Raw genomic sequence first — 11,010 nt, forward strand, 5'->3', positions numbered from 1 at the left:
TATCGGTTATCTCAATACCGTTTAAGATGACCTCATCATATGAATAGGTTTGTTATGTATTTTTCAATGCAAATAATCTAACAACTCGTTTAATAATTTTCATTGGTTTATCCTTTTTTATCATCAATTTCTTTGACTTCTTTATTTAAACCCGAAGAACACAAATAAAGCTCTTGTGCATACCAGATACACTTACTTTCAACTGACGACAGACCGGCAGTGCCAGATACGATGACAACGGTTGCTTCATATATTGGTACTTCACCGGTTTGGGCGGTTGATGAAGTACACATGCGCTTTTTTAGCATTTCATTGGCTATTTTTAGTGCTTTGTTTTCTGTTTTTAGCGCGATAATTTTTGGTGGCTCATTAGTTAGCTCACGGTTACTGGTTAGGATTAAGTTGCTTAACCCATTTATCCAGCGTTGATTTACCAATACCTAAATGATTAACGATTTTAGCTAATGAAAGATGGGCATTAGATAAAGCATAATTCACCGTCTGCGGTTTGAACTTTGTACTCAATTTTTTGTGCCATAATGTGTTCGCTTATGATTGTTCGTTATAGCATATTCGTTATATTATAAAGGTGACATTTGCCGATTTTAGGGCGAGGATCAACATCATGTATTGGTATGCTAATTTGTTAGGTGCTAAAGATAAAGTTCACTTTAAATCTGTGGAGTAACTTCGACAGGAGACCCAACTGAACATTTCCACTGTATAAAATGATTAGTTAGAATTTGTTTGATATAACTTTCAAATTCAGAATTAAAATATTCATCAGATATTATTGTTATTTCAAGCGTATAATGCTCATCACACAATAATTCACTAAGCATATAAATTTTGTCTATAACGGCTATGCTAAAATTGGCCAATTCAGCTCTGGCAATATAACGACCTTTTTCATCTTTACAGGATAATTTACATTGAAATGCTGATGCTATCTTAGCCTGTATTTCTTGGAATGATTCATTATTATCAACTAATACAAAAGTTAACCACCTTGTATTTATATCCATAGAACTATCAACCTTACTAGCCAATTTAATATCACAGTATCAACTTCAACTATGATCTTATAAAAATATTCCATTCTTGCCATATCACAAGATCCATTGTTTGTATGTTAGCAAGTTTTTTTAATATTACCAATGTGTTGTTTAATATCAAAATGGATCTATCTTAACAGACCACCTTGGCGTAAAATTAGGCATCTTAATTGCCTACTTATCATATTAAGATGCGATATTACTTCAGCTAGATAGATTTGTGCTTTTAATCCATCTTACTTATCTCGGCGACGGCTTGTTAAGCTTTTGGGCTAGCTCCTCTACACATTCCTGAGCTATTTTTTTGTATTTTATCGCATTTTCTGTAGAAAAATTTTCATCAATCATTTTATAAAAGCCATCAACTGTGCCAAAAAAGCCATTTGCTTGAATAGCAAATCCCCCATTAGCCCAACAAGCAAAAATGGTTGTTAAGTTGCCTTGGTTGCTTTTGCGATAAACTATATTCTGTACTTTATCTACATCTAAATATATACCACAAGCAACGGATAAATTTTCAGGTAATAATTTGATTTTGGTTGACTCTATATTCAAGCGACCACCAATAAATAAATTTTTAGGCAATACTTGAATGTCTGTATTAGCAACACTTAAATATCCTCCTACCGATAAATTTTCTGGTAATGTTTTTATTCTGGTATTTCTTAAATTTAGATAACCGTTAACAGAAATTTTTTGAGGTAATTGTTTGATATGGGTATTTCTTAGATCAAGATCTCCCCCAACAGTTAAGTTTTCGCCTAATAATTGAATATTGGTATTTGCTAAGTCTAAATCACCGCCAACCGATAAATTTTCAGACAATCTATTAATTTGGCTATTTATTAAATATATGTCACCACCAACCGATAAGTTTTTGGGTAATGTTTCGATATCTGTATTTGCTAGATTTAAATTGCCACCAACCGATAAGTTATCCGGTAATGTCTGAATCATTGAATAGGTAAGATCTAAATTGCCGCCAACTGATAAGTTATCTGGTAATGCTTTAATCATTGAATAGGTAAGATCTAAATTACCACTAATTGATAAGTTTTCAGGTAATGATTGAATATCTGTGTGAGCTAAATTCAAATCACCACCAATAGCCAGATTTTCAGGTAGCGCTTTGATGTCTGTAAATTCTAAATACAAATTACCACCCACAGATAAATTATCCGGTAAGACTTTAATTTTAGTGATCGATAAATTTAAATCCCCACTAATTGTAAAATCATTCGGTAAGGCTTGGATTTCGGAGTCTGTTAAATTCAAACTACCATGAATAGCCATATTTTTTGGTAGTATTTGTATTTTTGTTTTACTTAAATTTAAATCACCATGGATAAGTAAATTGTCTGGCAAGACACTAATTTCTTTGTTTCTTAAACGCAAATTATCATTAATGATAACTTTATTATCTTGAACAACGTGTTTTACCCCTTTTTTAGTTAGTAATTCGAGAAATTTTTCCATAGGTTATTTCACCAATAATAAGCACTCTTCTAATTTGATATCACAAGTTATATACAATGAATTACTCAGTTAGAAATTGTCTTTGCTTTTGTCCGATTACAAGTTTGGATTACTTCATTCGGGGTTAGTTTTAAATATAATTACTACATTCGTTTTCTAAATCAATTAATAAGCTCTCAGCATTAACAATAGGAGTGCTTGATAGCGTAGGAATGGAGAAAATACCAACTTGAGTTCCTTTGGCTGATAAATCAGGCAATAATTTATTCATTATATAATCAAGCGATAATGCCTTGGGTTTATAATTCTTCCAGCCACCTAAAGCACAATTTGCAGCATATTCACGAGCAGGCCATAATATAAGAACTTCATTATTGTTATCATTTCTACCGGTTAAGGCAAACCCGTCATCGTCTAAGACCCAAGCTACTTCGTTATCAACAATTTTTTTTATGGAATAAATGTATCTTTCTTGGCTCCCTTTATTTGACATAACTTCAACTTCTTTGGCCGATAAGACTATCATAAGTGAATACTCCTTATATTTTTGCTTACGTCTAAATAAATTGTTGTAATCATAATCATCGTGTCGATGCTAAAACTAAGCTCGTTTTTTGCAGTTTAGCATACTAATTAAGATTCAGATCACTCAGCAACTCAATCCATTCTAGCAAGATAAATCTTCTATAGCAGGATTATATTACCTAAAAATATTGTAATGCTATCCCGTTTATCTGTCTAAATATTGTCTATGATGCCGAATTTTTTACTCAATTGACGTTGTAACTATCTCTCAAATGGTAGCTATCCCCCTAAAATAGTACAGCAAAAAAGTAGAAAATTGGAATGGCAACACATTTCAAACAAAAATTAAGGCGATAATTACAATAACGTTTAACGACGTATTTTGATACGAGCAATAAAAATTTCATCAGCCGAACAATGTAACAGCGTGATACCCAAATGTTCTCTTTTTGCAAATCAAAACCAATTCGCCTTGTACCATAACAATGATAGCTTCGGTTAAATAGCGTCACTACTTTATCTGCATAAAGTCTTACTGATTTTTGTTTATTCAATTTACATTGGTAATAAGCATAATATCTTGATAATACGAAATATTGACATCGTTTTGTCGGGCTATAATGATGTCGGTTTGCGTTTAGGATAGTCATTTTCACCCCATTATCAGTGCGGCTTGCTTTAAAATATCGTTTTCTATGCGGCGCTTTTTTAAGCGCTTTGCGTAAACCCTTAAAAAAGTTGTATGATTTAGTGTAACCGCTCCGAATTGGACTTATTATAAAGACGGTTGGAGAAGCAAAAAACCATTCCAAGAGGCAATTGATTTAGCGCGAGAAAAATAATGTGTATAGAATTCTTTCATAGTGAAGTCATTAACTTTTTAAATTACCACTCTTTATTTACTTTAAAATTAGACGATAGAACAAATTTTTTATATGAAAATGGAATACTTGATGAGCAATCTATGGCTCTTTCTAAGAAACAGATTTACAACAATGATATTTTAGATAGTTATCAATTATCATCGTTAATTAGAAATAAATACTTAGAAAACAAAATAAAAGACATTACCGGTAATGATATAAAAATAATTGATCATCCAGATAGTGAAATTACTGGTGTTGCTTGTATCTCATGTCGATACCTTGTTTTCAAGGATTATGAAGATTCGATTTTTGAAATATGTCCAGTTTGTGATTGGCAAACAGACCAATTAAATGAGGATGGATATAGTAAATTAAATCAAAGTTATTTAACCTCTTATATAAACACTTCTTTATACAAAGAAAAAGTACTGCAATATCAGGATGTCTATATAAGAAAATAGCATAAATTCTAAAATAAATGCGCCAGTCTGCACCACGAAGTATTATGCCCCTAAGGACGGTTGAGCATCGAATTCAAATACTACTATAACAGCTGCTGGCAACACAAACACTCCCCTGCGAGGTTAGCATCCCATCCTACTCACATCCTGACAGAGCGCATCTACCAGTACGAGAACCCCGGCGGGTTAGTTAGCATAAAAACACAGCAGACATGATCCTCGCAAAAAAATGGCAAATGAAATTGTAAAAAAGTGCCACATGTTATCTACTACTGGATCTGTTTTAGTTAGCCTAAAGCCTAAAGCGTAGGGCTATTCTTGAATAGTGTAGAGTATTTATGATCCTATTTTTGATGTAATGGGTCGATAAGAAATTAAATATTATTAAAAAATAAAACGATAGAAGCTGACTCGATAATTAGATATGTGTAGGATAGCGATTTATAGCATCAGGTTTACTGGTGAATTTCACAATGAAATGTCGCAACAAACCTAACTGCATCCAAAGCGAACAAAGTGCCAACTACAGCCTGCGTTACCGCTATTTCTACGACCACCTTATCGAAAAACATCAGCTAGACAGTGCAGGCGACCTCTTGCAACGTTAAAAACAGAAAAATTGTTTTGAACAAAAATATCATTCCATCCAAAGTATTTTTATATGATATATGAATTAAAAATATTTGATTATCATAATAGCTATTGTTTCGAAGCTGAATCAGATCAGATTGCAAATTATGATTTTTGTTTTAGTGGTGGATCGGATTTTATTTCAGTTAAGCTTGCAAATCTGCTGTTAGGTTATAAAGGTTTTTTAAAAGATGTTAAATGCCTTGATGCCAATGCCATTATCAATGGTCAGAGCAATTCAGACTATAACGTCTTAAATATTCTTCATTCATTATCATATATAGGTATGCATAAGCCTGATAGTGAACCAATATTAAATTATTTGCCTAATAGATCAAAGAAGTTTCATAGAATTGTCTTTAAAAAAATATCAAAGAAAACTTTTATATGGCAAGATGTCAGGAAGCTCAAAAACATGTCGTTATTTCAGATAAGCTAAGGCAATTCTTTGTTGAAAATAATGTCAAAAGAATATATTTATAACGACTTTTGTTAGCATATGCCCTAGTCATTATTAGTTTTATGTATAATTGTAACTATCGCTAAAATAGTGCAGAAACAAGTAGCAAATTCTTCATGATAAAAATAAAAAGGGTTGTATGAAGTTATTATGTAATCATTGTAAAAAACAATTTATAACATCAGAAGAGCAAGACCATTTTATCTCGGTTTCTCGCCAAAAGAATATGAAATTCATTATGATAAAATGCCATTATTGCTCAATGAGTTATGACATTAATTCGATGCTATTAAATAAGTAGGAGGATAAACAAACTGCTGTTGTAAATGGATTAAAGTGCCCTAAAGAAACATGTGCAGGTATTGTTTCTTATATTGAAGATGTCCCCCCATTTTTTGGTTGTGGTCAATGTGGTAATGTGTGGTTTAAAAAAGAAGACTTATATAACGACATTAAAAACATAATTGCTAAATACCCTTATAGAAAACAAGCATATAATATTGTGAATGATAAATACTTGCCTGCTTTAGATAGCGAAATTCCCTCATGCTATGATGATCAAGTAAACTTGGAACAATAAATCAATTTTAGACAGATAATAATGGTTAGTTTAGCTACCTAGTGACTGGGGAAACCAATATTGCAGTGCGGATTTTAATCGGTTAGTGTTAAAGCATTGATTTAACCAAAGCATGCTCTATTACAGATCCCAAAGCTCCTAATAAGAAAAATCATCTCCTTGTTTATAATTTTAATTTAGGTAATTTTAAACTAAATGAAGTTGGAACTATTTTCACCCACGAGATATTATCAATGTTTAGTTATCATCCTAATTTAATAATGATTATTTGTATAATAAACTAAACCATCATTACTTCTAATAAAATGTTCCAATATCTTCATTGTATAATAGAGTATGTAATTGCCTCTTATCAACCTTACCGATAGCCGTTATAGGCATTTCATTTAGCTCAATGACTTTTTTCGGCATTTGATAACGAGCCACTTTACTACGCAGCCAAGTAAACAATGCTTCGTTAGATAAAACTTGGTTTTTTCCTAATATAATAAAAGCAACAAATCGTTGTCCAAATTCATCATCGTTGATGGGTATGACTGTGGCTTCTTCAATTGCTGGATGCTCTAGTAACTGTTGTTCAAGATCATAAGGATATGCATTTTCTCCTGCTGATACAATCATGTCATCTTTTCGACCTTGTAAATAAAAATATCCATGTTGATCTTTATACGCTAAATCACCTGTTGAGATCCATTTGTTAGCTTGTATCGACCATGCGCACTTAATCCATAATTCGCCTATTCCTTTAACTATTTCCTGCCCATCTTGCATTAATTTTATATGTAATCCGTTAATTGGGCGGCCAATACAACTGGGTTGTTTTTCTAAATCTTCAGGTGTGGCAATTGTACATATACCGGCCTCAGATGTACCATATAAATTAAATAGCATTGGCCCCAATTTATTTTGTGTTTCTTGAACAAGCGTTTCTGCTAAAGGTGAACCACCACTAATAATACATTTCAAACTTAGTAACTTGGTGTGATCATACTTAAGTAAACGACCTAGCATTAACGGAACTAAAGTAATAACCTCTATTTTATGTTTATCTAATAACTGACTAGCTTCTTGTGTTGTAAATTTTTTATGTAAAAAAATAGTAGAGCCGAGCAGTACAGCTATGCAAAATGTAGCAATACCAAACCCATGGTAAATTGGTGTTGCGATATAAATGCTTGAATACTGATTAAGTTTTAATTTTGTAAATAAAGCAGTAAAAGGAATGATAAATCCTTTAGCTTTTGTGCTGCGCCCCGCTATTTTAAAATTGCCTGTTGTGCCACTGGTTAATACAATGATTTTGGGAAAATGACACACTTTTCTTTTTTGTGTTGTTTTCATTAAACGACCATTTATTAATCGTTGAATAGAAGGAAAATTGTCGTGATAAGTTAATAGGTTATTTTCTTTCTGTAAAAATTTAATCTCTGGATCATGAATAATTAAGTCAAATGAATACGCTTCGTCTAGTTTTTTAAATTGTGTCGCAGACATCTGTGCATTTAATAAATAGATATCTGCGCCCAATACAGATAAAGCAAAGAGAGTGTGTGCTAAATAAATGTGGTTATAAGCCATCACTGCAATCTTCTGTTTAGCTTTAACACCATAAAAAGTAGCTAGTTGATCAGCTAAATGTTGTGATTGTTTATATAGGGTACAAAAATTAATATTATCTTTTTCATCTTGAAACGCAATTTTTTGTGGGTAAAACCGTTTGCTTATATAAAGCAACGTCATTAAATTGATGCCGACAACTTTTATTGCACAAATTAAATACCAAATTCCTCTAAAGGTTAATAAGTTACATTGATAGAGTATTTTTAAAGTCTTAATCATTTTTTATTCCGTAAATAATACTGTGTTATTTTTAACCATAATGGATATAATAAAACGGAAGTTAGTTGCGCCCATATACTCCACCAAGGCTTATAATATGTCTTACGGTTAATCAATAAGTTATTAATACGCATTGCAGCCTGTTCAGCGCGCATTGCTGGCGCTTGTTGGTATGCTTTAGTTGGTGCTATCATTCTAGTCTTAACCAACGGCAAATAGGTGCTGGAAACGGTGATCTTGTTGATAGCAAGCTCACTACTGGCACAATTCAGCCATTGATCAAAAGCGGCTTTAGAAGCTTGATAAGCTGCCCAGTAGGGGGTTGGCGCTAATAATACATTAATTGCTGATACGTTAATAATTTGCCCTTTATTTTTTTGTAATTCAGGAATTAATGCTAAGCAAAGTTTCACTGGAGCAAAATAATTTAATTGCATTGTTCTTTGAAAATCATGGTATCTGTCTAATGATTGCATAATTGGACGACAGATAGATTTACCAGCATTATTAATAAAAATATCAATTGTAAATTGAGATAATATTTTTATAAACTCGTTAAGCTGTTGCTCATCGGATAAATTGACAGAAAAAACGTGCACCGTTGCTTTTTGACTGGTTATCTGTTGCTTTATCGTTTCTAGTTTTTCTGTTGTGCGCGCGACTAAAATGAGTCTACAATCAATGTCTGCTATCTGATAACAAAGCGCTTCACCGATACCAAAAGTAGCACCAGTAATCAACACGGTTTTATGATGTAATCGCTGGGTAAGGAGTGCTTTATTTACTTTTATAGGAGGAAATAGAATAAATTCCAAACATCGCTTTATCGCGTTCATTGTTTTTTTATTTTTCTCTTTAAACAATAAATACCGTGTAGAATAACATAGAATTTATTATTTATTACTCATAAATAGGCGACAGTCAAAACTGTAATTACCAGATTAGGTAGCAGTTTAAACTTAATCTAACAGACGCTAACGACTTATCAGAATTCATTTTAACAAAATGAGATCCTCGCCAAAAAATGAACCTATGTCACCTTTATGATATAACTAACAATCATAGGAGGACATTGTGGCCAAAAAATTTAGCGCACAAACTGGTGAAGTACCAATATATAAAGCAACATTTGTTACCATACCCATTATTGCTAGTCTGCCGTCACTTAGAAGTTAGCGTATCAGATTACTATACTTGGCTAAAACCTGAGCCTAAATCAACGGGGTTATTTGAGAATATCAAAGCACTTTATTGTTAACATAAATCCTGCTCAAGCACACCCAGCTTAGTGCATGATATCAGGGACAAGGGCTAGGATATATCATAAAGAAAGATTAGCTGAGTATGATAAAAATCAGTCAGAAAAGGCATTGATTTTATTTGATTTTTTATTTTGTAACGCGATGAAAAATAATGGCATTACTCCTTTTGCTACAAGTCTATCATTATGATGTGCGGACTAATACATTAAGTATATTGATAAATATTTAGTTTGTCATTCACCCAAAATTCCTTATTTTGTCGTCAATTTCCTAAAGGAATATTATACCTAGTAGCCAATGAAACCAAATATTACAGTGCGGATTTTAAGCGATTAGTGTTACAGCATGGAATTAACTAAAGCATTATTCACCACCTATTATTTAAACGCTATACCAAATTTTTTGGCGAGGATCTGATTGGCTCACAGAAAAATTTAAGTGGCTATCGGCTTTGGTTAGGTTAAATGGTATAGAATCCTGAATAATTTTTACAAATAGATTCTAAAGTAAATATCCAAATCATAAATAATTTATGACAAAACATAATGTTTGCGTGAATTGATTTAAATAAAGTGTGCTTTTTTATAAAACAATTTTTGAAAAAAATATTGAATCTAGCACCATAACAGTATGAATATTCTTAATATGGATTATTATAATATTGAGTAAAAATTCGAGCATGTAGATATATATCAAATGCTTTGCCATACGGTAATGATGGCCAATGTCAAAACAATTGCAACGGTTTATCCTAAAGGATATTGTTAATGATTAATTTAATTATCTCCCCTGATTCTATTCGCGTATCAAAAAGTAAAATATCAACGCAAATATTCTCAAAAATATATTTTCAGATCGGGAACATTTTCTTTCCTGATGAACAATGGGATGATTTTACCGTAGTTATATTAAATTGGTGGTTAAAAGAAGCTTGTAAAATTCAGCAAAATAACATAACTCATTTTTACTTTATGGATGGACCTTTTTATTTTGAAGTTTTTTGTATTAATAAAATTTGTAAAATCAAATTTATAGATAATCGGTTTGATAAAAAAGAAGTCGTATATAGTGGTGAAATAGAATACACATCTTTACTGAATTTATTAAAGAAAAATGCAAATTTATTAATTCGAAGCTTACCTATGGATGCCGAAAAACTAAAAGATGTCATAGAATTAAAACAAAATTTAAAATTAATACAAACTCGATTCTGTAAATAAGTTTGTATTTTTGTCTATTTTTATATTTATCTTTGGTATCAACATATGCTTTTCTACTTTACGAAAATAATGTTATTGATTACGAAGATGAGATGTATCTAACATTGCAATTCAATAGATCGTCAATAATTCATTGTGTCTTGATTTTTATCATTGGTTTAATGGAATACCTAAGTAGCTAAATATTAAGGTTAATACGATCGATAGCTTTACCATATTGGTAAAAAAATAAGATTTAAGCAATGATAATTGAGGCGTTCTCGATATTATAATTACAGTGAGCGCCTTATAATGTTTATTTTGATGCGGGCTATAAATGAAAATTAAACAACAAAAATTTGAAGTGAAATATTACTGGTCTCCAGATATCGGTGATCCTTGGCTGTGGCAGCCAGAAGATAATGCAGTTTTTTATTTATTAGAGATGAATATCGGTATTACTGGCGAGGATAATTCTGATATTTACTCAATCATTGTCGCAACTCCAGAAGGAATACTCAATTTAAATAAGGGTAGAATTCAACAGCCAAAACGATATAAAATTTTATTATTAAATCAATATGATTGGGATAAAGTTAGACAATCCATAGATGAAAAGCTGGCTTGTATAAAACCTGCTGATGGTATCCCCGCTTT

11 protein-coding genes are annotated in these 11,010 nt (G+C 31.8%); 4 read left to right on the forward strand and 7 right to left on the reverse strand.

The window, feature by feature from the left end; genetic code table 11:
- Positions 1-107 precede the first annotated feature (107 nt).
- The 5 genes from A9G30_RS05095 to A9G30_RS13585 form a co-directional block, all read right to left on the reverse strand.
- Positions 108-437 (reverse strand): hypothetical protein, encoded by a 330-nt coding sequence (locus A9G30_RS05095; RefSeq protein ID WP_065583041.1) that lies wholly within the window; start codon positions 435-437, stop codon positions 108-110.
- 234 nt (positions 438-671) lie between these two features.
- Positions 672-1,025, reverse strand: a complete 354-nt coding sequence (locus tag A9G30_RS05100) for a hypothetical protein (protein ID WP_065588258.1) — start codon at positions 1,023-1,025, stop codon at positions 672-674.
- 270 nt (positions 1,026-1,295) lie between these two features.
- Entirely contained in the window at positions 1,296-2,531 is a 1,236-nt protein-coding gene (locus A9G30_RS05105) for a hypothetical protein (protein ID WP_065588259.1), read from the reverse strand.
- Positions 2,532-2,661: 130 nt separating this feature from the next.
- Positions 2,662-3,057 (reverse strand): DUF2750 domain-containing protein, encoded by a 396-nt coding sequence (locus A9G30_RS05110; protein WP_218057322.1) that lies wholly within the window; start codon positions 3,055-3,057, stop codon positions 2,662-2,664.
- A 286-nt stretch (positions 3,058-3,343) separates the two neighbouring features.
- A complete protein-coding gene (locus A9G30_RS13585; protein WP_141672006.1) occupies positions 3,344-3,706 on the reverse strand; it encodes an IS3 family transposase in 363 nt (120 codons plus the stop codon).
- Between the two features lie 191 nt (positions 3,707-3,897).
- Between A9G30_RS13585 and A9G30_RS05115 the strand changes: the two genes are divergently transcribed.
- A complete protein-coding gene (locus tag A9G30_RS05115) occupies positions 3,898-4,383 on the forward strand; it encodes a CPCC family cysteine-rich protein (RefSeq protein ID WP_065588260.1) in 486 nt (161 codons plus the stop codon).
- Between the two features lie 661 nt (positions 4,384-5,044).
- Complete coding sequence (locus A9G30_RS05120) at positions 5,045-5,452, forward strand: hypothetical protein (protein WP_065583045.1); 408 nt, start codon at positions 5,045-5,047, stop codon at positions 5,450-5,452.
- Between the two features lie 898 nt (positions 5,453-6,350).
- Here the strand turns inward: A9G30_RS05120 and A9G30_RS05125 are convergent.
- Together A9G30_RS05125 and A9G30_RS05130 are read right to left on the reverse strand one after the other, a co-directional pair.
- The gene (locus A9G30_RS05125; protein WP_065567387.1) at positions 6,351-7,892 is read right to left on the reverse strand and encodes an AMP-binding protein; all 1,542 of its coding nucleotides are present in this window, start codon (positions 7,890-7,892) and stop codon (positions 6,351-6,353) included.
- Positions 7,889-8,728 (reverse strand): SDR family NAD(P)-dependent oxidoreductase, encoded by an 840-nt coding sequence (locus A9G30_RS05130; protein ID WP_065567388.1) that lies wholly within the window; start codon positions 8,726-8,728, stop codon positions 7,889-7,891. The genes A9G30_RS05125 and A9G30_RS05130 overlap by 4 nt, the downstream gene beginning before the upstream one ends.
- Positions 8,729-9,921: 1,193 nt before the next feature.
- Here A9G30_RS05130 and A9G30_RS05140 point away from each other — a divergent pair.
- Both A9G30_RS05140 and A9G30_RS05145 read left to right on the forward strand, forming a co-directional pair.
- Positions 9,922-10,374 (forward strand): hypothetical protein, encoded by a 453-nt coding sequence (locus A9G30_RS05140; RefSeq protein ID WP_065583048.1) that lies wholly within the window; start codon positions 9,922-9,924, stop codon positions 10,372-10,374.
- Between the two features lie 316 nt (positions 10,375-10,690).
- Positions 10,691-11,010: Imm8 family immunity protein (locus A9G30_RS05145; RefSeq protein WP_141672007.1), on the forward strand; the 320-nt coding region annotated here is incomplete at its 3' end.

It is taken from the genome of Gilliamella sp. Fer4-1 (assembly GCF_001690515.1).
GTDB lineage: Bacteria > Pseudomonadota > Gammaproteobacteria > Enterobacterales > Orbaceae > Gilliamella > Gilliamella apicola_C.

What these genes read in the sequence shown, in the direction of transcription:
- A9G30_RS05100 (WP_065588258.1), bottom strand. Translation starts at nt 1,025, where the DNA reads ATGGATATAAATACAAGGTGGTTAACTTTTGTATTAGTTGATAATAAT.
- A9G30_RS05105 (WP_065588259.1), bottom strand. Translation starts at nt 2,531, where the DNA reads ATGGAAAAATTTCTCGAATTACTAACTAAAAAAGGGGTAAAACACGTT.
- A9G30_RS05110 (WP_218057322.1), bottom strand. Translation starts at nt 3,057, where the DNA reads ATGATAGTCTTATCGGCCAAAGAAGTTGAAGTTATGTCAAATAAAGGG.
- A9G30_RS13585 (WP_141672006.1), bottom strand. Translation starts at nt 3,706, where the DNA reads ATGACTATCCTAAACGCAAACCGACATCATTATAGCCCGACAAAACGA.
- A9G30_RS05115 (WP_065588260.1), top strand. Translation starts at nt 3,898, where the DNA reads ATGTGTATAGAATTCTTTCATAGTGAAGTCATTAACTTTTTAAATTAC.
- A9G30_RS05120 (WP_065583045.1), top strand. Translation starts at nt 5,045, where the DNA reads ATGATATATGAATTAAAAATATTTGATTATCATAATAGCTATTGTTTC.
- A9G30_RS05125 (WP_065567387.1), bottom strand. Translation starts at nt 7,892, where the DNA reads ATGATTAAGACTTTAAAAATACTCTATCAATGTAACTTATTAACCTTT.
- A9G30_RS05130 (WP_065567388.1), bottom strand. Translation starts at nt 8,728, where the DNA reads ATGAACGCGATAAAGCGATGTTTGGAATTTATTCTATTTCCTCCTATA.
- A9G30_RS05140 (WP_065583048.1), top strand. Translation starts at nt 9,922, where the DNA reads ATGATTAATTTAATTATCTCCCCTGATTCTATTCGCGTATCAAAAAGT.